Origin of the sequence: Nitrincola schmidtii, assembly GCF_008973715.1 — a bacterium.
Lineage (GTDB): Bacteria > Pseudomonadota > Gammaproteobacteria > Pseudomonadales > Balneatricaceae > Nitrincola > Nitrincola schmidtii.
The window spans coordinates 84,780-111,609 of the sequence record NZ_WBOL01000003.1 but is presented as its reverse complement, the minus strand read 5'-3'; the positions used below and the strand labels follow the sequence as shown (position 1 = coordinate 111,609).

At 43.4% G+C, this 26,830-nt stretch carries 10 protein-coding genes; 2 read left to right on the top strand and 8 right to left on the bottom strand.

From position 1 onward, the window contains the following. Positions 1-2 precede the first annotated feature (2 nt). Both F7R24_RS03770 and F7R24_RS03765 read right to left on the bottom strand, forming a co-directional pair. Positions 3-1,343 (bottom strand): Na(+)-translocating NADH-quinone reductase subunit A, encoded by a 1,341-nt coding sequence (locus F7R24_RS03770; protein ID WP_151669918.1) that lies wholly within the window; start codon positions 1,341-1,343, stop codon positions 3-5. A gap of 311 nt (positions 1,344-1,654) precedes the next feature. Then, positions 1,655-3,097 carry a glyceraldehyde-3-phosphate dehydrogenase gene (locus tag F7R24_RS03765; RefSeq protein WP_206057466.1) on the bottom strand — a complete coding sequence of 481 codons (1,443 nt, stop codon included), beginning with the start codon at positions 3,095-3,097 and terminating at the stop codon, positions 1,655-1,657. 217 nt (positions 3,098-3,314) lie between these two features. On the opposite strand from F7R24_RS03765, the gene mfd reads away from it, so the two are divergent. Then, the gene (gene mfd, locus F7R24_RS03760) at positions 3,315-6,764 is read left to right on the top strand and encodes a transcription-repair coupling factor (RefSeq protein ID WP_240775972.1); all 3,450 of its coding nucleotides are present in this window, start codon (positions 3,315-3,317) and stop codon (positions 6,762-6,764) included. Positions 6,765-6,784: 20 nt separating this feature from the next. Here mfd and recD read toward each other — a convergent pair whose 3' ends face one another. From recD to recC, 3 genes are read right to left on the bottom strand one after another with little or no spacing between them, the layout of a single operon-like run. Next, positions 6,785-8,812 (bottom strand): exodeoxyribonuclease V subunit alpha, encoded by a 2,028-nt coding sequence (recD, locus tag F7R24_RS03755; protein WP_151669916.1) that lies wholly within the window; start codon positions 8,810-8,812, stop codon positions 6,785-6,787. Beyond that, complete coding sequence (gene recB, locus F7R24_RS03750) at positions 8,813-12,547, bottom strand: exodeoxyribonuclease V subunit beta (RefSeq protein ID WP_151669915.1); 3,735 nt, start codon at positions 12,545-12,547, stop codon at positions 8,813-8,815. Then, positions 12,547-16,092 (bottom strand): exodeoxyribonuclease V subunit gamma, encoded by a 3,546-nt coding sequence (gene recC, locus F7R24_RS03745; RefSeq protein ID WP_151669914.1) that lies wholly within the window; start codon positions 16,090-16,092, stop codon positions 12,547-12,549. Before recC ends, recB begins: the two co-directional genes overlap by 1 nt. Before the next feature lie 154 nt (positions 16,093-16,246). Here recC and F7R24_RS03740 point away from each other — a divergent pair, with 154 nt between their 5' ends. After that, positions 16,247-18,481 carry an EAL domain-containing protein gene (locus F7R24_RS03740; protein ID WP_151669913.1) on the top strand — a complete coding sequence of 745 codons (2,235 nt, stop codon included), beginning with the start codon at positions 16,247-16,249 and terminating at the stop codon, positions 18,479-18,481. A gap of 27 nt (positions 18,482-18,508) precedes the next feature. On the opposite strand, the gene F7R24_RS03735 is transcribed toward F7R24_RS03740, so the two are convergent. The 3 genes from F7R24_RS03735 to F7R24_RS03725 are packed head-to-tail and all read right to left on the bottom strand — an operon-like array spanning position 18,509 to position 26,766. Beyond that, positions 18,509-18,805: an acylphosphatase gene (locus F7R24_RS03735; protein ID WP_151669912.1), complete on the bottom strand. Its 297-nt coding sequence runs from the start codon at positions 18,803-18,805 to the stop codon at positions 18,509-18,511. A gap of 3 nt (positions 18,806-18,808) precedes the next feature. Then, on the bottom strand, positions 18,809-22,090 hold the full coding sequence (locus F7R24_RS03730) for a response regulator (RefSeq protein ID WP_151669911.1): 3,282 nt from the start codon (positions 22,088-22,090) through the stop codon (positions 18,809-18,811). Beyond that, positions 22,090-26,766, bottom strand: coding sequence for a PAS domain-containing protein (locus F7R24_RS03725; RefSeq protein WP_151669910.1), 4,677 nt, complete (start codon positions 26,764-26,766; stop codon positions 22,090-22,092). Before F7R24_RS03725 ends, F7R24_RS03730 begins: the two co-directional genes overlap by 1 nt. Between the last annotated feature and the right edge of the window lie 64 nt (positions 26,767-26,830).

Sequence of the window (26,830 nt, the reverse complement as noted above, 5' to 3'; positions counted from 1 at the left end):
TCCTACGCCTCTTTTTCAATGCGCGTCAGATTGTCACGGAGAATGGGGCCGTACTCGTATTTACCTACGCAGGCAAAGCTACAGAGTGCAACGTCCTCTTCATCCAATTCAAGACAACCCAGCTGCATGGCAAGCACGATGTCACCAGTGACCAGTGCTCGCATCAACTGAGTCGGCAGAATATCAAGAGGCATCAGCTCTTCGAACTGACCCACTGGAACCATTGCACGCTCTGAACCATTGGTTGTCGTAGTGAAATCAAAACGCTTACCAGGAGATAGCTTGGATGCAAACATATTCAAAACAGAGAACTTGTTCGTTCCAGGAGCAACCCACCCCATAAACTCGCGCTTGTCACCTTCTAACAGCACAGAGATTTGATTTGCATAGCGAGTTAGATACGCCAGAGGTCCATTAGCTGATAAGCCATTCCAAACTGAACCACTGATAATTCTGTTCTTACCGTTACGCAATTTGCCCTGAGTTAGCTCAGTCAGGCATGCACCAACACGAGTCCGAACTAATACTGGTTTTTCTACCTGAGGACCCGCCAATGCGACTACACGATCTAAGTGCAATCGACCTGTGGTAAATAACTTTGCCACAGCAATCACTTCTTGATAGCCGATATACCACACTGTTTTTTTCTGAGATACAGGATCTAAGAAGTGGATATGTGTTCCAGGATTACCAGCAGGATGGACACCTTCAAACTCTTCGGTCGTTACGCCATCAGTTGTTGGAATATTGGCATTGGGTGCTTTACATAAAAACACTTTGCCATCAGTCAGCTTGGTTAACAGGGATAGACCTTGCTTAAAAGCGTCCGCCTGCTCTGCGATGATCACTTGTGGATCAGCCGACAATGGATTGCTATCCATTGCAGTGACAAATATTGAATGAGGCACTGAATCAGCAGCAGGAACCTTACTGAAAGGTCGAGTACGAAACGCAGTCCACAGACCTGATTGAATAAGATTTTCTTTGACTTGTTCACGTGTTAACGAAGCAAGCTGACCGTCTTCATAACGGTTGAACTCAACAGCTTCTTCTTCAGCATCCAGTTCTATGACTACGGATTGCAGAACTCGACGCTCACCCCTGTTGATCGCTTTGATCACACCTGCACCCGGAGCTGTATATTGAACGCCTTCGGTTTTTTTATCGGTAAAGATCACCTGTCCAAGCTTTACTCGGTCGCCTTCTTTAACAGCCATGGTTGGTTTCAAACCAACGTAATCATAGCCTACAAGTGCGACAGAGCTTACCTTTACAGCATCTTCAATCGTCTGTGCCGGTTCGCCCGTAATCGGTAGATCCAGACCTTTCTTGATCCTGATCATTCGCCTCACCCAATCTAACTAAGAATTTTGAAATTTCTTTTATGCCCGATATTAAAAACTGTTCATTTAGCACCACTTAAATGAAAACAATTATCTTTATCAAGCAAACCAAAACTCCACCAAAAAACTTTGTTAGTATACCTGATATTCTTGTAATTTTTCTACCGGATACGCACTAGCATTGTGCATTCTAAAGTTGTATGTTGCTTACATAGGTAGATGAATTTGCTATAAAGATATTCACTTAAAGCATAGAGAAACAAAAACGCCGCATAAATGCGGCGTTTTAATGTTGTTAATATGTCGAAACCTTAAGCAACTGGCTCAGTCGGATAAGGCTTAAGCGTCGTGTTACAGATGTACTGAGCCATACGAATAACCTGACAGCTGTAGCCATATTCATTATCGTACCAAACATACAGAACGCAACGATTACCTTCTGCTATGGTAGCTAACGCATCAACCACACCTGCAGCACGAGAACCCACAAAATCTGAGGAAACGGCTTCTGGAGAGTTACTGTAATCTACTTGTTTCTGAAGACCCGAGTGCAATGCGATATAACGCAGGTAATCATTCAACTCATCGCGCTGCGCTTCAGACTTAAGATTCAAGTTAAGAATCGCCATAGAAACGTTGGGCGTTGGAACACGAATAGCGTTACCCGTTAACTTACCTTCCAGTTCAGGAAGCGCCTTAGACACTGCTTTAGCAGCACCTGTCTCAGTAATAACCATGTTCAATGCAGCAGCACGACCACGACGGCTACCTTTGTGGTAGTTATCGATCAAGTTTTGGTCATTGGTATATGAATGAACTGTTTCAACATGACCGTTCTCAATACCATACTTATCTTGAAGCGCTTTCAGCACAGGAACAATCGCGTTCGTGGTGCAAGAAGCAGCAGAAAGAACGGTATCTTCAACGGCGATATCCTGATGATTAACACCCATCACGATGTTTTTCATGTTCTTACCAGGCGCAGTTAAAAGAACTTTAGCGGCACCTTTAGCTTGCAGGTGACGAGACATCGCTTCTGCATCACGGAACATACCCGTGTTATCAATGACCAACGCATCATTGATACCGTATTGGGTGTAATCAACATCTTCAGGTTGGTTAGCAAAAATCACCTGGATAGCAACCCCATTGGCGATGATGCATTGGTTTTGCTCATCAACCTGGATGGTGCCTTTGAAAGATCCGTGAACCGAGTCACGACGCAACAAACTTGCGCGCTTTTCTAAATCATTTTCGGCTTTACCTTTACGTACGACGATGGCACGCAAACGCATACTGTGTCCGATACCCGCACGATCAACTAATTGACGCGCCAGAATTCGACCGATACGACCAAAACCATACAGCACAACATCAACGGGTTTACGGTTATCAATAGGACCGACAGCATCAGCAAGCTCATCCGCAACAAATTGCTCTAGTGAGCGGCCCGCAGCAGAAGAACGGAATTTAACAGCCAATTTGGCGATATCGATGTGGGCATTGTGAAGATCTAAACCACTGACCACTTCCAACACGGGAAAAGTATCAACAACTGACAACTCTTCCTCTTCGACCTGTCGTACAAAGCGATGCGCTTTGATGATGTCGATCACAGAACGCTTAACGATTACTCGTCCGTAAACAGAGATTTCAACATTACGCTCACGGTAGAGTCTACCGATTAACGGAATCATCGCCTCAGCGATAGATTCACGCGCATTCCAGTCCGCTAATATCAGTTCTTGGCTCACAGGCTTGCTCCGAATTTTAAAAGGATCCATTTTGCGTGCGCGCATTATCCCTGTTTAGCTCGCGAGGATCAAATTTGATTCGCTAGACTTTGGTCAGATCTTGTTAATATAACGTATAGCGCGATCTGTTTATAAAAGCATCTGTGTTTTTAGACGCTATTGGGTAAACTATAACCCCTTGAGACTTATTGATTTCAAATCCTAACGGGAGCAAATTGTGCTAACTGCTTTTTCTTACGCCCTGCCTCACTCTGCTGGCGACATTAAACGCTTAGGTCAAGTGACCGGCTGTAGTACTGGTCTGTTGTTGCAGCAACTCTTAGAGCAGCAACATCAAGGACTGGTGTTAATGGTGTGTAAAGATAATGAAACGGCGTTGCGCGTTCGTGAGGAAACTCGATTTTTTTGTCAGAACGATCAAGAGATCCTACTTTTCCCTGATTGGGAAACACTACCCTATGACAGTTTTTCTCCTCACCAAGACATCATCTCTCAACGTATAGAAACGCTCTATCGCCTACCGTCAATGAAGCGAGGCGTGTTAATTGTTTCTGTGTCGACTTTAATGCAGCGCATAGCGCCCAAAACCTTCATTACCGGACATAGTTTAAGCTTAGATGCAGGACAGGCTTTCAACCCAGAAGAACTTCGTAAGCAATTGACCCACGCTGGATATCAAGCAGTCAATACGGTGTTTGAACATGGTGAATTTGCTGTGCGTGGTTCAATCATCGACATCTTTCCAATGGGTAGCGACGTACCTTTTCGAATCGACCTGTTTGATGATGAAATTGAAACCTTGAGGACATTTGATCCTGAAAGTCAGCGATCTATAGATACATTAGATCAAGTTCGTTTACTCCCAGCGCGCGAATATCCCTTTAATGAACAATCTATTCGCTTATTTAAGCAGCAATGGCGTGAACGCTTTGAAGTAGATTTTACTCGCTGCCCTGTTTATCGCGATGTGTCTGAGGGCATGGCACCATCAGGTATAGAATATTATTTACCTTTATTTTTTGAAGAGTTATCGACCCTTTTTGATTACTTACCTGATCAAACTTTAATTGTTGAAGAAGCAGGTATTGATCAAGCCGCTAAACACTTCCACAGTGAAGTCCGTAGCCGTTTTGAAGATCGTAACTTTGATGTGCAAAGACCGATTTTAGCGCCAGATCAAATTTATCTACCGCCAGATACACTTCTTAATCAGTTAAAGTCTTATGGTCGTTTACGACTATCAGTAGATGCAGAAGAACTTCGACCGGGAAGAGATAATCTACCCTGCTCGACACCACCAGACTTAACCGCTGAACCTGGCAGTGATCAGCCCTTATCTCGGCTTAAGCAACTAATCGACCAGCAGCCTAAGGCCCACATCCTGATCTGTGCAGAATCTGCGGGGCGTCGCGAGTCTTTATTAGATTTGCTCAGAAAAACAGGACTCACTGCTGCTTTAGTTGATTCATGGCAAGACTTCGCCAAACAACCTGTCAAACTAGGTATTACCGACTTTCCTTTAGATCAGGGAATCTCGATTGATCAGATCTTTCACTTAATTACTGAAACGCAACTCTTTGGTCGACAAATCTTTCAACGTCGCCGCCGTCAACGTGATAAAGAACAATCGGATCAGGTTATTCGTCATCTATCTGAATTATCCATGGATGCTCCAGTCGTTCATCTTGATCATGGTGTCGGTCGCTATCGCGGACTGCAAAGCATTCAAATCGATGGACAGGTCAACGAATTTCTATCGCTTGAATATGCCAATGAAGCTAAGCTCTATGTACCCGTTTCTTCATTGCACCTAATTAGTCGCTACACCGGTGCAACTGATGAATTGGCACCGATGCATCGCTTAGGCACTGAGCAATGGAGTAAAGCACGCCGTAAAGCGGCTGAAAAAGTGCGTGATACGGCAGCAGAGCTGTTAGATATTTATGCGCGCCGAAATGCACGACAAGGTTTCTCTTTTGATTTCCCCGAAGAAGACTACGCCCGCTTTGCTTCAGCCTTTCCATTTGAAGAAACGCCCGATCAAGCCAGTGCTATCGAAGCGGTTATTCGCGATATGCGCGACATCAAACCCATGGATCGCTTAGTCTGTGGTGATGTTGGCTTTGGTAAAACAGAAGTGGCGATGCGAGCCGCCTTTATTGCGGCTCAAGCAGGTAAGCAAGTGGCAGTGTTGGTTCCTACCACCCTATTAGCCCAACAGCATTTCGATAACTTCCGCGATCGATTTGCAGACTGGCCGGTCAATGTAGAGTTAATTTCACGCTTTAGAAGCGCAAAACAACAGCAAACGATCGGGCAACAACTTAGCGAAGGCCAAGTTGATATTCTGATCGGTACGCATAAATTACTGCAAGGCAGCCTAACCTTTAAAAATCTAGGCTTGCTAATCATCGATGAAGAACATCGCTTTGGTGTCCAGCAGAAAGAGAAAATTAAAGCCTTGCGTGCCGAAATAGATATTCTCACCATGACGGCAACACCGATTCCAAGAACGTTAAATATGGCCATGTCGGGTATGCGTGACCTGTCTATTATTGCCACACCTCCGGCTCGACGTTTATCAGTGAAAACCTTTGTACGTCAATCTGAACCGGCCCTACTGAAAGAAGCCATTCTTCGTGAATTACTTCGCGGTGGTCAGGTGTATTTCCTGCATAACGAAGTCAAAACCATCGACAAAGTGGCAGCCGAAGTGGATGCTTTGGTTCCCGAAGCGCGTGTTGCTGTCGGTCATGGCCAGATGCGTGAGCGGGAACTGGAACAGGTAATGGCTGACTTTTATCATAAACGTTTTAATGTCTTGGTCTGTACCACCATCATTGAAACCGGTATCGATATTCCCAATGCCAACACCATTATTATTGAGCGTGCAGATAAGTTTGGTTTAGCGCAACTGCACCAACTTCGTGGACGCGTCGGTCGATCACATCATCAGGCTTATGCTTATCTATTAACGCCTGAAGCGCGAAACATGACGGAAGATGCACAACGGCGTCTTGAAGCCATTTCTGAAGCATCTACCTTGGGTGCAGGTTTCACTCTGGCGACCCACGATCTTGAAATACGTGGTGCGGGTGAATTGTTAGGTGAAGATCAAAGTGGCCAGATGCAAACCATAGGTTTTGGCTTATATATGGAGATGTTGGAGCAGGCGGTTGAGGCGATACGTGAAGGGAAAACACCGAACCTAGACAAACCATTACAGCATGGCTGTGAACTGAATCTTCATCTTTCAGCGATTATTCCTGAAGACTATTTGCCGGACGTGCACAACCGTTTAATGCTGTATAAACGCATCGCTAATGCTCGCAGCGCCTATCAGCTTGAAGAGATTCAGGTGGAAATGATTGATCGTTTTGGCCTGCTGCCAGAGCCTACCAAGCATCTTTTCCGCATGACCGCCTTGAAGCTCAGTGCTGAAGCGTTAGGTATTTTGAAGCTAGATGCCAATGATAAGGGTGGCAAAATTGAGTTCGACAGTGAACCGAAGGTAGACCCAATGCGCTTAATTCAACTCATTCAGCGCCAGCCTCACATCTTCAAACTCGATGGTCCAACCGGGTTACGCTTTACGATTAAAATGCCAAGTGTTGAAGAACGTTTTCAGCAGCTTGAAAGCTTAATCAATAATCTTCAAGCTGCCTAAAAACGATTAGCACTTAATCATCAGTTAAACGTCAAGCCACTCAATCGCTTAACTCGCGATGTCAGGGCTTGGCGTAACACTGTTTCACGACTGTAGATCAAGCTGAACTTCTCGCGTGATCGCGTGATACCGGTATAGATCAACTCTTGAGTTAACACGGGATTAGGCTGATCAGGCAACACTAACGCCGTATGCGTAAATTCTGATCCCTGGGATTTATGCACCGTCATGGCAAATACGGTCTCAATCGCTTGCAAGCGACTGGGCATGACCCATCGAACTCCACCATCAGCCGTCGGAAAGACAACACGCAAGGCAGCTACACTTTCACCCTGTTCATTAACATTGCCCTGCAGGATGGGTCGTTTCAGTGCAATGCCGATATCACCATTCATTAAACGCAGGTTGTAATCATTTTGTGTCACCAACACCGGACGACCTTCATACCACAAAGACTGCGTTTCTTTGATCAAAGCCGCTTTAGTTAGAATTTGTGTAATCCAACTATTTAAGGGATTGACACCCCAAGGCCCTTCTCTAACGGCACAGAGCAATTGGAACTGCGTATGTGCTTTTAAGACGTTTTCAGCCCAGTGATCAAATTCAGTCGAGTCTGCATTAGCCTCTGGTCGCGCCTGCGTCAGTGTTTCTAAATAACCGCGATAGCCCCGAATGACCAAGTCAGCAAAGGATGAATCGGTGGCACTATTTACTTTATATTGTTGGAGTTGTTCGGGTTGTTGAGTAAAGATCTGTTTCAATGCTGCTAATGAATCCGCCACTTGCTGACCGCGATACTCACGCTGATTAACAAGGTGTGCCAGCGCACCTATTCCACCCTCGGCTGAAAAGCGGTGGCTATAACGCAGCATCGTAATCGCTTGATCTAAGTCTCGACTCTGCTGCTTAACTAGATAATTTTCTGGCAACTGATCTCCAGTGATCTGCGCTAACCATTCAGCGGTATCCTCAGAGTAGCTTCCATTAACCGCATGATGACAGAGATCACCCAACACAGCGCCTGCTTCTACAGAAGCTAATTGATCTTTATCACCTAACAGAATTAAACGTGCAGTGGGTTTTAAGGCACTCACTAAAGTGGCCAGCATTTCCAGATCTACCATCGAGGCTTCATCGACAACAATACAATCCATCGGTAATGGATGCTGCGAATGATAGCGAAAACGTCGACTATTGTGGATCGGTCCTAATAAACGATGTAGCGTTGTCACCTCTGTCGGAATACGCTGTTTAAGTTGTTCAGAATGCTGTGTCAGCTGATCAAACGGTAAAGATTCAATTTGCGCGGCAATGGATGCATTCAGACGAGCCGCAGCCTTTCCTGTAGGCGCAGCTAAGGCGATCTCTAAGGTGGGTAAATTTTGCTCTAGCGCCAGCGCCTGTAACAGTGCCAACAACCGAACAACCGTGGTTGTTTTTCCAGTACCGGGGCCTCCGGTGATTACCGCAAAAGAGCGTCGTGCTGCTAAAGCACAGGCGAACTTCTGCCAGTCCGGCTGCTGTTGAGTGGAAGCAAATAGCACGCTTAACAACTGGTGCATTAAGGCTTTAGGATGCTCATGTAGGCATCCTAAACGTTGATTTATCGACGCTCTAACCAGTACTTCGTAACTCCAATAACGTCTTAAATACAGTCTGGGGCGATCCAGCGATCCAGATAACACCAATGGAGACGTAGATTCTTCATCGGTGTTATCTGAACCTACGACCTGTATCGCCATTGAGCGGCTTAATCGACGCCACCAATCCTGAGTGGTCAGGGATTTGATAGACACTAACCATGCATTCAGTTCTGAATACTCAGGCAGTGTCATCAGTTCATGATTTTGCACTCGATCAATAAGATCAAGGCAAACATCACCATGACCGTTGCGTTCACTGGTTAAGGCAATCGCAAAGAGTACCGCGTGATCCGTTTCGTTGGTTTCTTCTGCAATATAACGACTTAATGCGAGGTCTAACGATCTTAAAAGACCTAATTGCTTAAGTTGTTCAAGGGGCCACATCACAGCATTTTCTATGATCATTTACGCCACCTTTCCGAACAGTGATTGACCGGAAAACAAGCGATCTAAACCTTCAATCACTTTACGGTCAGGCTTATCAAAGAACACACCCTGAGAATCTGCTTCATTGCCTCTTAAGAAGAAATAAGCCGCACCGCCTATATGCTGATCATAGTCATAATCCGGTAATCGACATCTTAAATAACGATGCAACGCCAGCAGATACAAGACGTACTGAAGGTCATAACGTTTTTCCAAAATCACTTTTTGCATCGACTCGTCACTGTAAGAGGTTTCATTTTCACCTAACCAGTTTGATTTCCAGTCGATCACATAATAACGCCCTTGGTGCTCTACCACTAAATCGATAAAGCCTTTTAACATGCCGTTCAACTGATTGGATTGAAGTGCTGGTCGAGTTTTACCTTCCAGTGTATTTTCTGTCACCCACTTGTCTAAAATTAACGTGCTAACTTCGTGACTGGCAAACCAGAACTCCATCTCAACACTCATTTTTTCAGGCGGCAATTTCGCTAAATAGAAGGTATCCTTATTTAGGTTTTCAGCATTTTGTGATGACCCATTCACCGGAAACTGCCAAGCAGTTTTCACAAAGAGCCTTAACCATTCCCACAAACAACTCGTCCACTCCTCCAGATTTCGTTGCTGACACTTTAGCCGCAGCGCTTCATAGTGCTGTTCATCAAGATCAGGTTGCAAGAGTGCACCAAAGCCTTGTTGATCATCTCCATTTTGATCCTCGTAGACCAATTCCGCTGCCCACTCCAACAAACTGTGAAGGAAGGTTCCGATATGACTCCCTTTAGGGAGTGTATGCATGTTTTTTTGATGATCCGTTGGACGAATAACCAACGGATCATTCTTTTCTTGCTCTTCACTCAGCTGATCCTGTTTAGCAGACTCGATCACATAACTGGAGTTGTGCTTTAAAGCAGAATAACTCGCAATCCACCAAGGATCATAAGATAAGGTCGGAGCAGATCTTGCTGAAAATTCAGTGATAGACTGTTCAGCTTGCCAAGGTTCAGACCATTGATTTGGCAGATCAAGCAGTTGCAGATCAGTCAATTGAGTAATCTTGTCACTTAAATCATCAGCCGATGCATTCAATAAGTAAGCAATGGCAGATGCATTAAATCCATCGGTTCCTGCCAAGCCTAACCAATTAACATAGCGCGCCCGTGTCAAAGCCACGTAAAGTTTACGAAGATCTTCGGCTAAACGTTCTTGATCGGCTTGCTCTAAAACCTCATCAGAGACAGTCAAGTGAACTTGCGGTTCTGACGACTCGGCATGAGTGACTAGCACACTATCCTGTTTCTTTGCTTTACGGGTTTCCCCTATAAAGGGTAAAAACACCAAGGGATACTCCAATCCTTTGGATTTATGAATGGTGACCACTCGAACCAATTGACCATCAGTTTCTAGACGAAGTTGTTGTGCTTCACTGCTCTCATCCGGATCAAGGATTGCCTCTTCTAGATAACGAATCAGCGCTTGCTCGCCATCAAGGCTACTCGCTGCTTGATGCAACAATTCACCTAAGTGAAGTAGATCCGTTAGCTCTCTTTCCCCTTGATCACGAGAGCCAACACCCTTGGCTAAATTAAAATCCTGAATCCATCTATACACCAGAGGTAACACACCTTGTTTTAACCAAAGCGTGTGATAATCCCAAAAGCGTCCTGCAAAACTTTCCCAATAGAACTCGTCTTCATTAAGCCGATTTAAGGATTCAATATCCAGCCGCAGTAGTGGACTTGCCAAGGCTGTTCGGATACGACGCTCATTCAAAGGATCAGCCGTTGCCCTCAAGAGTTCCAACAGTTCTGCCGCGATCCAAGAACGAAATACACTGGATCGATCAGACAGATAGACACTGGCAATACCCACGCGTTGTAAGGCTTTGCGAATGAGACTAGCTTCAGTAAAACTATTGACGAGTACGGCACAATCGAAGGGTTGAACAGCACGCCACTGATCTTTTGTATCGCCTTCAGAATGTTCATTAGGAAGTAACGCTTCGCCTCGCTGCCCTAAGGTTAATAACTCAGCAATTTGACAGGCGGTTGCTTGCGCAAGGGTCTCGTTAGTTTTTGACTTAGTCAGCTTGCTATCTTCCTTGCTGATCAACCATCCCTGCAAAGAAGATACCTGCACACCCTTAACTTGAAGACCGAGTAACTCTTTTTTACCGGTATTCACAGGTAGAAAAGGAACTGGATCAAAGGATTCAGACTTAAATAGAAAAGCGCCTTTCTGTCGTTGATCGCCCAACGCAAACACACTATTAACCGACTGGATTAACTCATGACAGGAACGAAAGTTGGTTCCCAAGGTGTAATGATGCCCTTCACTGTCTTGACGTGCCTGCAGATAGGTATAGATATCAGCACCACGAAACGCGTAGATCGCCTGCTTCGGATCGCCAATCATAAAGAAACCGAGCGCTTGATCGGGTGTTAACTCTTGTTGAGAAGCATTCAGATAGATACGACGAAAAATACGATACTGAACTGGATCGGTGTCTTGAAACTCATCCACTAAGGCAACCGGAAACTGCTTTCGTATTGCCGCCGCTAGTTGCTCTCCCTGTGCAGAAGAAAGTGCCCTATCCAAATGCAGTAACAAATCATTTTGGCTTAGGCTATTGGACTGTTTTTTACTCTGCTCGATACGTTTTGCAATCGCATGAGCTGCGTGGGCTAGTAGTTGAGGTTTCAGCTTGGGTAAATTTTCCATCTGCTGCTTAAGCTGAGTCATGGCAACACAAGCCGGATGATTAACCGGTGGCTCAAAGCCTTCATTCCAAATCTCTGCGACTCCCTCTGAAGTCATACGAAGTCCGCTTGATCCCTTAAAACAATCTGGATCAAGCATTGATGGCTGATCAAGCCATGCCTGAAGCTTATCAAGGATTGATTGACGATGACCTGCGTTCAGGCTACTTAATTTAAAAGCTTTACGCTTAGCCTCTTGATCAAAAAGCTGCTGCAATTGAAGGATATAGCCCTGCTGAAGCCATTCAGATTTCAGCCCAGACACAATCGTAGCTAGGTTTTGATTGAATTGAGTCAACACATTAAACAAAGCGCCCGCAGGAGCATCAATGTAATTCAGCTTATCCAAGCAGAAATACACATCATCAAACAACGCCTTCGGCGATTTCCAGCAGGACAGCAGTTGCTTTAACTCTGTTAAAGGAAGTGGATTGACGTCGCAACGCCAGTAATCTTCTGAAGCACGTTGTTGCCATTCCTTTTCGTTGGTTTCTAAATTCGGTTCAAACGCACTGCCGCTATCAAAGGCATGTTCTTTTAACATGCGATAGCACCAACCATGTATGGTAGAGATAGCAGACTCATCCATCCATTGCGCCGCCATGGTTAACTGTCGTGCTGCTCGGGGGTGATCTGCTGATGGAACTTGATCTTTGAGGGCATGTAATAATCTATCACCTGTATCCTCACCTTGAAATACAGCAGCCGCTTCGACTAAGCGGGCTCGTATGCGATCTCGCAGTTCAGCGGTTGCGGCATTGGTAAAGGTGACGACAAGAATTTCTGGTGGTAATAAAGGTCGAGTAAATGCATTTTCCTGACCATGTTGGATGATCAAGCGTAAGTAAAGTAATGCCAGCGTGAAGGTTTTACCCGTACCCGCACTGGCTTCAATCAATGCCTGACCTTTCAGTGGAAAGGTTAATGGATCCAGTAGTTGAACCTTCTGATTCATTAACGCTGCTCCTTTTTCAGATTTTTCAGATGCTTCACCGCCTGAAAAAAATCACCATATAATCCTTCAGCCAAGCTGACAAACTCACCTTCCATCCAAAGATCAGCCAAATTCTCGCAATGATGGTGAAGAAAGCGGCTCTTGCTCATACTCTCCTCTAGCGCTTTTATCATGGCGTTTTCTACCTCAGGTGCATCAAACCCTTCAGAACCGTTTTTTTCTTGAAGCTCAAACCAAGTAACCGCCGTTTCAATACTGAGATTGAGAGGCTTTTGTAAACCAATATGCACAAACTCCAATAACCTGCTTAAGATTTTCTCTACCTCAGCCACAGATTCGGACGGTGTGAAACTGATCTGGCCTTCTGGACTCATTAGGTGTGTCGTCATCGAGAAACCCGCCTGCTGTGCTAACAGATGCATCAACCAACCACGCAGAAAATTAGGCCAGCGGCGCTTTCGTGCAGAATTAAATAGATTACTGCTCTGTACAATAATTTGTGTTACCTCATCAGTATTGGGATCTTGATAGAAACCATCTAATTGAGTCTCTAGTGACAATAACCCCCATTGACTTTGATGCGAGAATCGAACCTGATGAGCATCCAAGACGCGACTGAACTGCTGGCGCTTTTCAGCCCACTCTGCATACAGAGTGTCTAGGCCATCAATTAACTGCTGACCTTGATATTCACCTAAACTACCCTCTACCAACACACCTTCTTGCTGTAAGCGTTTGACCTGCTGACTGATCAATTCTGCATAGTCTTGCTGATCTAAAGCTGGAATGATTGACGCAGCAATCAAACGATCTTTAAGTTGCCAATTCTCTAAGCCATCAAAGGAAAAGTTTTCGGTATCCTTCAGTTGCTGTATCTGATCGACTCTTGGAATTTGTAAGCGCAGCGCATAAAAACTATCGATGGGTAGTTTCAGATGCGTTATCAATTGACTCAAAGACAAGGGGTTCTCAGGCTGCCACGCTGGTAATTCTGCACGCAGCAAAGGATCAGCGGATGATGCTCCTTGATGAACGGCAAGCCACTCGGATGCATAGCTAAACAGCTCTGTTGACTGAGTCATGGATTTCCCAAAATAAGCTGAACTAAACGGCTGTAATGGATGTTCAGTGGTCAGTTCTTTTAAAAGATCATCGGTTTGTCCTAGCCACCCAGCTTTCAAATGATCCCTAAGCTGCCCGACTAAAACCGACGGTGGGCGAACGGAGTTATCACGAATATTTCGTCCAACCCAACTGATGACGAGTTTATCTCTAGCTGACAGCATCGCCTCAAGGAAGAGGTAACGATCATCCTCTCGACGGGATCGATCACCAGGACGATAATCACTGGCCATTAGATCAAAATCGACGGGGCGAACAGGTCGGGGATAAGCGCCATCGTTCATTCCTAACAGCCAAATCTGCTTAAATGGAATGGCTCGCATCGGCATCAAAGTCGCAAAGTTAATCGCTCCGGCAAAGAAGGTTTGGTTTAAGCTTTGCTGATCCAACCCGGTTAACACCTCTTCTCTAACCACTTCAAGACTCAACTCAAGCTGATCAGCTTCTGCCAGTTGTATGGCTGTGTGCCATTGCTCCAGTTGCTTTTCTATTTTTAGGATTAAATTAAGATCTTGATCCGCTTCGGCCTTAAAGAAATCAGCAAGAAGCCGCTGAACTCTATTTACCCAGACTGAGGGTATGGCTGGAGATTGCAGTTCATGCCAATAGGCTTCCAGTTGGTCGATCAGTGTCACTAATGAACCCAGTTTAGTAGCCGCTAAACCAGCCACATCGGCATAGGGTAAACTCCCCCGCCATGCATCTTGTTCTCCTGTGGCATAACCTAACAGCATTCGCTTCAGACCAAAGCGCCAGCTATTACCCTCCACTTCAGGCAGTTGAAGATGACCGCGTTGTTTAGCGTCCAATCCCCAACGAATATTTGCACCCTGAATCCAATGCTTCAGCTCCCTACAGTCTGACTCACTTAACTCAAATCGTGTCCTAAGTGAGGGTACATCTAACAAATCCAGTAGTTCACTGACACTAAAGCGGGATTCAGGAAGGTGAAATAAATGCTCCAAGGCGATGAGTAAAGGCGCTTTATGTCGCTGTCCCTGATCCGCCACATGGAAAGGTAGGTAACGAGGATCTTTAGTATCTAGCTTACCGAAGACCGCATCGATATGAGCGGCGTAGTCCTGAATATCGGGAACCATCACCAGAATATCACGTGGTGAAAGCGAGTCACCCTGCAGATTAGCTTTCTCGGCTGCCTTTTCAAATTCAGCCAGCAGTTGATCTTGGAGTATTTCCACTTCGCGCTGAGCACTATGCGCGACCAAAAAGCTCAAGCTTCTATCGCTTTCTGCCACTCGAGTCTTTAAATCTTGTCGCTCTTTTAAAGGACGTAAATCGAAAATATCTTTTTGTAGTTGATGTAACAAACAGTCATTTTTTGGCGCAACATAGATATCGATTTTTTCGAACTTATCTCGATAACTGGCGGTTTCGTCATACTCATCCAGCAATCGTAAGTAATCTCGTCCCTGCCTTCCCCAAGCAGCCAGTAAAGGATGACCATGCAGATGTAACAGGTTCACATCAAGATCAGCAGAAATGGGATTGTTTGGATTACGTCGATATGCCTGACGAAACAGTTCTCTCCCTTCAATCAAATCCCCCCAGTAATGCTCGCTGGGGTTACACACAAACAGCATCACCTGAGAATAAGGAGCTAGAAGACTCAGCACTTCCAATGTTTGACGCGGTAAAGAAGAGATTCCAAAAACAATAATTCGTTTAGGGATACCCTTGAGATTCAACTTTCCATCAGCCTGATCAAGTTGACTGCAAAAGTGTTGATGCACGCTGGAGCGACTGGCATAACTTAAAAAGGGTTGATCAAGTTGCGATTGGCGAATCTCTTGATGAAGCCAACGCCATAATTCAGGTTGCCAACGCTGTCCTAATGAAATGGGTTCAACTTGTCCTTTAGCACGAATCAGTACGTCATTACCCTGTAACCATGCGTCTAACCAATCTGCCCTATATATTTGATACTGATCATACAAATCAGCCAGTCGTGCGGCCAGTTGCCAGGTTCTGAAGGTCGATGCATCTTGATTGAGAAAATGCTGTAAAGGTTCAATGACTGATGGGTCTGCAAGGCGTGTTTGCAATTCAGGTAAACGGTTCAGTAATGCCTGCAAACGCCACGTCAGCGGTCCTTTATCAAAAGGCGATGCAATGGGAAGCTGTGGAAAAAGTTTTCGATAGGCTTGCCAAATAAATCGCCCCGGAAGCATCACTTGAATCCCAGCGGCGATCCCCAAACCTCCGGCTTTCTCTGGGTCTGCTGCCAAAGCCAACTTCAGCCATTGAGCAATACCGTTGCTTTGCACCAGAATCACTTCGTCTTCAAAAGGTTTCAGTGGGTTAGCCTGCATCCAGCTAACCATCAAATGACGCAGGTCTTCGAGTTGATTGCCTTGAAGAATTAATGGGTGATCAAACTGAAGCTCACTGTTAGATTCGCTCATCGATATCCTTTTTTGATCTTTAACCTTAGGTTAAATATATAAATCAATGGATTAAATTAGAAAGTTCATTTGAATTGTAGTGCTGATTAATCGCGATATAAATACTATACTAGTACCTAGTAGTTACAAGGTAATATAAGGACTTGATTTTTAAATGCCACTACTTTCAAGGTCACTTAACGGTTTGCTGACTTGCGCACTCCTGCTTATGTCGGTGCATAGCTTAGCGAATCATCAAGTTGTAAGTATAGGTGTCTACCATAATCCTCCTAAAATACTTATCAATGCTGAGGGTGAGGTTTCTGGTTTTTTTGGTGATCTTATTAAAGAGATAGCTGATCGTGAAAACTGGAATTTACAGCTTGTACTGTGCGAATGGGATGAATGCCTAACCCTGCTCAAAGATGGAAAAATTGATTTGATGCCTGACGTCGCTAAAACATCGGCGCGTGAAGAATCGATGAGTTTTCATCAGCAACCCGCGCTGCACAGTTGGTCACAAGTCTTTGCTCACAAAAATACTTCCATTAGTTCAGTGCTAGATCTCAATCAAAAACGAGTTGCGGTTTTAGATGGCTCAGTACAACAGAGTTTTTTAACCCAGTTAGCAAAGGAATTTGAACTCACCATCGATTGGCAGATTATTAAGGGATTTCAACAAGGCTTAGAGCTGATTGATGCTGGCCAAGCCGATGCATTGGCGACTAATAATTTGTTTGGGGGGTTTCATGCTAATCAATACAATCTGGAACCTACTGCCATCATTTTTCAGCCTGCTCAGCTTTACTTTGCATCACCCCTAGGTTCTACCGAGCATCTAGAACGAGTCGATTTCTGGATTTCACAATGGATGGATAAAACGGATTCACCCTACCAGCAGATTTTGCAAGGCTGGCAGACACAAACAACCGTTTTCGTTATACCTACCGCTTTTTGGCTAGCTTCAGGCCTTGTCACACTGCTCCTTGCTCTCTCGTTAATTTTTCTCAAGCGAATGAAACGTGAAGTTCACTCAACCCGTGACGAACTGCAACGAAATGATGAAAAGTTATCGGATATTCTTACCAGTCAAAAGCAAGAAGTTCATCAACTGAGTTTTTATGATTATTTAACTCAGCTACCTAACCGTCGCTTGTTCATGGATCGACTGCAAACGCTGCTAGTCAACTTAAAGAAAGAACCGGCTAATGGTGCTTTGATACTGATCGATATCGATAACTTTCGAAGCCTTAATGATACCTTGGGCCACCAAATGGGCGATCTACTTCTGACAGAGTTTTCCAAACGTTTATATGAATATTTAGATAGCAATGTCAATTTGTCTCGATTCGGCGGTGACGAGTTTATGCTGATCTTAGAAGATCTTTCGTTAAATACTCATGACCTATTAACCGAGGTTGAAAAGATTATAGATCAACTTAGATTCGCCCTTGAAGAACCCTTTCATTTAAACCAGCAAGAAGTGTTAACCAGTTTAAGTATTGGTGTGGTTCTTTTTTCAGAAAAAAATCACGATGCCAATGAGTTGATCCAACATGCAGAGTTGGCAGTGTTTGATGCCAAAAAAGCAGGACGCCAGCAAGTCAGGTTTTTTGACAAGGAGATGCAACAGCAAGCTGAACATCGCACTCAAATCGAATTTGGTTTACGTCAAGCACTTAAAAGTGATGAGTTATTGCTCTTCTATCAAGCTCAATACACAGATAGTCAAGTAACGGGAGCAGAGGCACTTGTTCGCTGGCAACCCTTAGGTAAACCATTGGTCTCTCCTGCAGAATTTATTCCGGTAGCAGAGGCCTCTGGACTTATTTTGCCAATAGGTCAGCGCATACTTAAACAAGCCTGTGAGCAACTGGTCGCCTGGTCAGCAAATCCAAAAACCGCTCATTTGGTTCTCGCAGTCAATATCAGTGCGGTGCAAATACATGACAAAGATTTTATTGACCAGGTGATTTTACTGTTGAAAGAGACAGGTGCCCCTGCTGATCGCTTAGAGTTTGAACTCACAGAAAGCATGTTAATAGATAACGTTGAAGAAACTATTGTTAAAATAAATAAAATCAAAGAGTTAGGTATACGTTTTTCGCTTGATGACTTTGGAACGGGCTATTCATCCCTTAGCATGATCACACGCTTTCCACTGGATACACTTAAAGTTGATCAATCCTTTGTTAGCGATATGCACAAGGATATTCGTGCTTTCAACGTAGTTAAAACGGTGATTGAGCTAGGACGAAGCCTAAACTTGAATGTTATCGCTGAAGGAGTTGAAACCGAACAACAGCATAGATCACTGGAAGAGTTAGGCTGCAAGCACTTCCAAGGGTACCTTTTTGCTAAACCATGCCCTATTGAACAATTTATGCTGGAACAAAACCTAGGTCACTAGCCTTTAACGCGTCGCTTAACATACTTTCTAGTCACTGGCTGACTGAGCATCTGCTTCTATCAGAAATTCAGCGTAATCTTGCCAGGGTGTAGATTGTGAAACGAGTTCTGCAACGGTCGATAGTTCGGGCCCCTGACTCATCCAAGCTTCGACTTGACGTACGTTCTTCTCTTCTCCACATAACAGCGCTTGAACTCTTCCATCACTTAAATTTCGAACCCATCCTGATACACCATAAGCCTGGGCTTTTTCTTGTGTGAATTTACGAAACCAAACACCTTGAACGCGACCCGATACGATAACGTTTAAGCAGATTTGAGCCATTGCCTACTCCTCATTTTGTTCACAAACAACACGATTACGGCCTTGATGTTTTGCACGATAAAGTGATTTGTCAGCGGCTTTCAGAATGTTAGGGAAGTCGTCTTCTGCCGGAAGTTTTACCGAAACCCCTAAGCTAATCGTAATATGCTCCGCCACTGATGAAAACTCATGAGGTATTTTAAGATCATCGACCGCTTTACGCATATGCTCAGCGATTATCTTGACCCCGTTAGTGTCGGTTTCTGGCAACAAAGCTACAAACTCTTCCCCACCATAACGTGCAAAAAGATCGCCTGATCGTGAAACCACTTTCTGCAATTCTGCTGCGACTTTAACAAGGCACTCATCACCCTTGCCGTGTCCATAGTTATCGTTATAGGGCTTAAAGAAATCAATATCTAGCATGATAATACCCAGAGGTTTACCGGTTCGTTGAGAACGCAGTATCTCTTTAGTGAGCTGAGTATCGAAACTACGACGATTAGCTACCTGGGTTAATCCATCAATATGCGACATAGTTTCTAAAAGATCAGTTTTGATTTTTAGATTCATGTGATTACGTACACGTGCTTTGACGATATCAGGATGGAAAGGCTTGGTAATGTAATCAACAGCTCCGACATCCAATCCTTGCCTTTCATCGTTGACTTCATCTAGAGCGCTGATAAAAATCACCGGAATTCGACTAGTACTGACGTTGTTTTTTAACGCTCTGCACACCTCAAAACCATCCATCTCAGGCATCATAATATCCAGCAGAATCAAATCAGGCGGGGTTTTACTACGTGCAATTTCGAGTGCTTTTTGGCCTTTATTGGCTACTTGAATGGTGTACTCATCCTTCAGTAAATTAGCTAATATCTTAATATTCGCTGACACATCATCCACAATCAGCACTGTCGCTAGACGATCATTACGGGTTGACGGTAAAGTGGTGTCAGGTTCATATTCAGTCTCAACAGGTTGTGAGTCACCTAGGTGTTCATCAACTACTTGTGTATTTAACCAACCTTTTAATAGGTCAAATAACTGCTGGCTACTGAAGGGTTTGCCTAAGTGGTCGTTCATACCTACATCGAGTGCTTTCTGACGATCTTCAACTAATGCGGCTGCAGTCAGCGCTATAATCGGAATGTCTTGATTGAACTGACGTATCGCGCGCGTTGCTTCATAACCATCCATTACTGGCATCTGGATATCCATAAGTACCAAATCAAATTGTCCCTCTCGAACTTTTTCAACCCCTTCTGCACCGTTATTAGCTAGTGAAACGCGTAAACCCATATATTCCAGTTGAGCTTGTACCATCTGCTGATTAATCGGATGATCCTCAACCACTAACACCTGCTGTTTAGTGAAACTCTCGTTGGGTACTCGCTGTATAGTATTCGTATCACTCTTGTAGTTTTGATTATAGCGTTTGTGATTAGAATGACTCTCATCGTTAGATAGCTCGGTAGACTCTTTAAGTTTCAGTTCAAATGAAAAACAGCTACCCTCCTTTTGTTTACTTACCAGAGTGATACCGACTCCACCCATCAACTGAACCAAACGTTGACTGATCACAAGCCCCAAACCAGTACCGCCATGTTGTCGAGTAATGGAGTTATCGACCTGGTTAAAAGCTTGGAACAGTTCAGTTTGCTGCTCTTCACTAATGCCAACACCGGTATCCTTCACGCTGAACTTAATACGGTGATATGGAAGCTGCTGACTGGACTCTTCAATGGATAACTCAACGACACCCTCACTTGTAAACTTAATCGCATTGGACAACAAATTTGTCAGCACTTGGGTTAAGCGCAACTGATCACCGATAAAAGCACTAGGTAACTGACTGTCCAAACTCATCTTCAGATAAAGCCCTTTTTGCTTCGCTTGAAGTGAAAACAAAACCGATAATTGCTCTATTACAGTCTCCATTCTGAAGGGTTCAGATACTGTATTCATCTTGCCCGATTCAATTTTCGAGAAATCTAATAAGTCATTCACAACTCCAAGCAACAACTTGCCAGACAACAAAATTTGTGAACTATGCTGGACATACTCTTCAGGTAAATCAACGGAAAGTTGAAGCTCACTTAAACCAATAATGGCATTTAATGGCGTTCTTATTTCATGACTCATATTTGCTAAGAATTCTGTTTTCGCTTTATTGGCTGAATCTGCTTTAATCTTCTCGAACCTTAGTTGATTGGCCTGAATCTCCTGTTGTTCAAGTAACTGATTAAATGCGGATACTAAAATTCCTACCTCGTCATGACGCTGAATAGTCAAAGGGCGAACTTGTGAAGGATCAGCTAACATGACAGAAATTTGTTCAGCTGATGTTTTTAGAGGGCGAACTAAGCGCCTGATCACCCATAATGTAATAAGACCTGAAATCAATAATAGTGAAATCATAATAATGCTGATCTGAAGAAATAATTCCTTAGCAGGTGCTAAAATCATCTCTGCAGGAAAGCTATGAACCACTATCCAAGGTGTTGTCTGCATAGGTGTTGCAGTAAACAAAACCTGCTCTTGTTCAGCAACCGTCACTTGACCTTGAAATGTTTGATTTTCTAGCAAATCTAACAAATGCTGTTGTTGCAGCGTACTAATAGCCTGCATTGCTAAGTCTGTCTGCGAACTGGCAACGACAAGATCTTTATTTAGATCCAGAACCAACAGCTTGCCCTGATCACCAATGGTTTCTTTGGAAATATTGATCAACAAATTGTCATCTTTCAATCGTATCGTGCCAAAAATATACCCAATCACCTGCTGTTGATCATTTTTGATAGGATGAATAATGATAAAAATCGGCTCTAATGCAGCACGTCCCATGATGGGCTCGGTAATCATGGGTAGCTGAGTACGTTTAACCTCTTGAAAATAATCACGACTATTTACATCTAGACCCTTTCGTCCAGCAAGTTCTGGGGAGTCTTGAATGACAATCCCATGTCTATCAACAACAACTAACCCGTTGTTAAAAAAGTCATGAATGGTTAAGCGTTTATCCAGTAGGCTTTTGATCTGCTCAATCGACAATAAATCATCGCCATCATGTAACTGATTGGAAAGCGAGTACAGGTAACCAATTCGATCTTGTAAACCTTGATCTATCCGATTGGCAACAAGGTCAGTAAAGCTTCTTTGTTGCTCAATCAAGGATTGTCGATTGTTATCTAAAACAACAAGTTCGATAGCGATCGTTAAAACTAAGCCTACAACCAAAATGGAGGCTAAAGACGTTATTAATAATCGATTACTCAAAGAACGAATGGTTTGTTTAAACATCAACTCATTCCTCGTTCAATTGAGACAATCACTTTTTCCAATAAGGATGCTGCAAGGTCATAATCAAAATCAAGGAATGCTTGATCAATTTCAGCCCATTCAGATTGAAAGTTTACTGCTAACAACTGCTGAAGATGAGAAAGACTATCCTCATCAATATATTCGCTTTTCTGTAGTAACAGCATTATTTCTTTTGCAATCTGGAGTAGTTCAGCATCATCGACGAGTGCAGTTTGTAATGGCTGCGCCTGCTGCTGACTCAGCCATTGCTTCACCTCATCACAGGTTAATTGCAAGATTTTTTCAAAATTATCAACGAAAGATATTTCAGGAATCTGATGATCCTTCATCATTTTATCAATCACTGATGCTTTTTCTGCCAGAGCTTGTAAGGCTAAGTTACCTGCAACCCCTTTTAAGCTATGTGCTATTGTTTGAGCATTAACAAATGCCTCAGAACCACTCTGGTTAGAGAGATTTCTAAGCTCAACAATCAAATTAACCGTATCGGATTTCACCTGATCAAGAAACTTAGATAACAAGTTATAATAGAGAGCAAAATTCCCCCCTAACAGCAACAAACCATAGTCAATATTAAATAACTGAATCTCACCTTCATCAAGGGATGTAACAGGCTCGACCTTCTGTTTGTCACCCTGTATGGAGTCACTAGATAACCAATGCTCTAAAGCAGAGTGTAGTTTCTCAGGATCTATCGGTTTAGATAAATGGTCATCCATTCCCGCTTCATAGGCTTTTTGCTGATCCTCAACCATTGCTGCAGCAGTCAACGCAATGATAGGAACGGAAATACCCAGCGCTCTAATTCGCTTGGTAGCTTCATAACCGTCCATGACTGGCATTTGAATATCCATCAGGATTAAATCGTAAACTTGCTTATTTATAGCTTCTAGAGCAACTTGCCCATTTTCAGCAATCTGTACGCTTAACCCCAAGCGCTCTAAAAGGCTACGAGCCACTTCTTGGTTGATTAGGTTATCTTCAACCACCAAGACATATCCACTTAAGTTAAGATCATTTAAATCTTTCTGCTGAGAAAGGTTTAACAGCGATTGGGTTTGTTCTTCAGAACAAGCTGTCATAGGTAGCGTGAATGTAAAACATGAACCTTTACTCGGTTCACTATTCACTTCGATCGCTTCGCCACCCATGGCAACCACTAAGCGCTGGCTAATCACCAGCCCTAAACCAGTACCACCATATTCCCGAGTGGTTTTGCTGTCCGCTTGCGAAAACGCTTCAAAGAGCTTTCCTTGTTGCTCCTTGGAAATACCTATTCCAGTATCTTTAATTACAAAACGTAGACCTGAAACAGGCTTTTCATTGCTTAATGTTACCTGTACTTCTATTTTACCCTTGCTGGTGAACTTAATCGCGTTACCAATTAAATTGGTAAGCACTTGTCGCAATCGCAACTCATCACCTAAATAGGCTTTTTCAACCTTCTCATCAATTATTAACTTAAACTCTAATTGCTTAGACTGTACCATCTCAGCAAATAGGCTATATATATTGTCCAGTAAAACTGAAATAAAGAAAGGCTGGGGTAGGATTTCTAGTTTACCCGCTTCAATCTTTGAGAAGTCTAAAATGTCATTGATAATGCCTAATAAAAGACGACCAGACTGGTTGATCTTTTTCATTCGATCTTGAAGAACATTCACTTCATCTTCTTCATCGCTAAACTGACTCAAGCCTATAATACCGCTCATCGGTGTACGTATTTCATGACTCATGTTTGCGAGAAATTCTGACTTAGCACGATTGGCTTCATCAGCTGCTAATTTAGCTTCTTTCAACGCCTTTTCGGATGCAACTCTAGCAGATATGTCGGTGCAGAAAGCCATTAAACCCTTACCTTGCAGATGTACTCCACTGAAGGCAACAGGGACGACTCGCCCATCTTTTCGTTTTAATCCAATTTCAGTCTGAACGGAGCCTTGCAAGAAAAGCGCATCTTTCAATAACTCATGCTCACGCTTTAAGCTTTCGGGTACTAATTCATTAAAGTGTTTTCCAAGCAGCTCATACTCTGTGTACCCGAGCAAATGCGCTCCAGATGAGTTAACCTGAATGTAATATCCTTCAAGATCAGTTACGAAAACACCAATGGTTGACTGCTCCATAAACAGTTTGAGACGTTGTTCAGTTTCACGTTGATCTTCAAGTATTTTTATTTTCAATACAGCTAACTCTATTAGCTGAGCGACAGATGCGAGGAAGGACTTATCATCTGTTGAAGGATACTGAGATTCTCTAACCCAGTTAAACACGATGAGCTGATAGCCTATATCAGTGAAGTTAAAGGGATACCAACATAGGCTTTTTATCGACATCTGTTGATGCAGCAAATTAGCCGAACCATCTTCATTGAAAAGAGGATTAATGTGATCTTGATGACTCATCAGCCAATCCTTGGTGATACGCATATTTCCTACGCCAGCAGAAAATAGCGCAAGCGGATAAGTGCCTATCGAAGGTGAAATATTGGGGCAAGCCTCAGTATTTAACCATTCATTAAGACCTGTAATTTGTTGAGCATCAAAGTCAATATCATAGATGAGCGCTCTATCCGCAAGTAGAGCCTTTCCAATACTCTCACAAGCGGTCTTCAGTATGGCTTCTTCTTTATCTTGAGCGGCAATAGTTAAGGCAATTTGATCCAGAGCAATACGATGACGGCTGGTTTTTTCTTCTAGTTTTTTGGCTCTATCTTCGGCCATTTTTTGTGCGGTAATATCACGATCATTGCCTTGATAACCTATGACTTCTCCATTGTCGTTTTTAATGGGATATCCATCGGTAAGGACCCATATAGTCTTACCAGACTTATGCTCAATAGGGTTCAGTACTTGTGTTAACAATTCACCTGAATTAATCAACTGCAAAGAGTCGTCTTTAAATTGTTCACGGCCCTCTTCAGGATGAAGGTGATAAAAACAAACTTTGCCTATTAACTCTTCCGGTTGATATCCCCAAACATCGATACAAACAGGACTCACATAGGTATACAAACCTGCCTTATCGACTTCCCAGGTCACTGTACCACTGTGAACGGCTAACTGACTAAAACGTTTCTCACTTTCTGCAATCGACTTTTGGGCAGTGGTCAATGCGGAGATATCCGTGTGTGTGCCCATCATATAGATAGGATTACCTAACTCATCCTTTTGCGTTACTCGACCACGTCCTTGAATCCATATCCAATGACCCTGAGCATGAAGCAACCTAAAAATCACATCAAAACTAAAGTGTTTCTGTATGCTGACTTGAACATCCTGCATCATCTGGTCGATATCATCAGGATGGACCAATTGCCTAAACTTGTCTAAGGTGATTGGAAAAGCATTACTCTGATACCCCAGTTGCTGATAAGCAATCGCGGACCACTCGACAAGATTGGTTTGTAGATCCCAAGTCCAAAGACCTGTATTGGTGGCTTCCATTGTCAGTTCAAATCTAGAACGTATCGCCTCATGAGACAACTGATCTTCTTTGGATTGGGTAATATCATAGATATGACCATGCCAAACAACTGAGTCATCTGATAGTTTTTTTGGAGTTGCACGCCCTTCTAACCAGCGAATACCTTTATCAGGATGAATATAACGATACTGCACTTCCCAAATACTCATAGTTTCAGCTGAGTATTGAATACTTTGGCTAATTCTTTCCAGATCATCGGGATGCAAGTATTGAAGTACCGGTGAAGCATCTTCTACAACATCATCGGGTTTAAATCCGTAAACATCATAAATACCGTTGGTTGCATATTGAAAACAGCTTCGACCATCAGGAAATAATCGATACTGATAAAGCATACCGGGTACGTTTTCTGCGAACTGACTTAACTCCAAGGTTTGCTCCTCTTGGCGACGAAGTAATCCTTGAATACGCTCAGAAACCAATGCAACGAGGTCTTTCTGATGGAGTAATCCAACCACCTTACCTGAGGCATTACAAATAACGAGACGCTTAAAATTTTGTTCTCGACTAATAGTGAGTGCATCTTGAAGTGTTAAGCTGTCTTGCACCGTAAATGCGGGACTCGTCATAAACAACGAAACAGATTCTTGCCAATCTGTTTGATTTTTTAACGCACGCGTAATATCGCTTAGAGTTAAAATCCCTATTTCATCATTGGGCAATTGAATCAATGCGGCTGAGTGACTGGCAACATGCATTTTTAGCATGGCTGTTTTTAAATCTGTCTCAGGTGATAAGAGAGTGAAATCGGCAAGCCGTAAGAACTCTTTTATACGACGTGTTTCTGCTAAGCTTCTAGGATCTAAGTAATGAATCAGGTCGGTATAACTAAGAATACCCACTAATTGCTGCAGATCATTCACTAAACAAAGGTGTTCAGTACTAGAACCTTGAAGCGCGACTAAGGCATCAGATACTTTTTGATCAGGGTGAACACAGGGAACGACTGGAAGACTTACGCTGGATAATCGCGACTGAAAATCAACTTCCGCTAGGCGCAACATAATAACGATATCAGAGGTAATGATTCTTAGCGCCTCCCCACCTTTAATAATAACATCCTGTATATGATGGTCTGCCATCAGGTTAACAGCATCCTGAATAACATTACTTTCTTCAAGGGTAATAACCTGTTGAGTGGCTATCTCTGATACGCGCGTCAGTAGCATAAGCAGTCCTATAAAATTAAAGTCTGGACTTTCATATTTATTAATTTAAACAATAATCTGATTA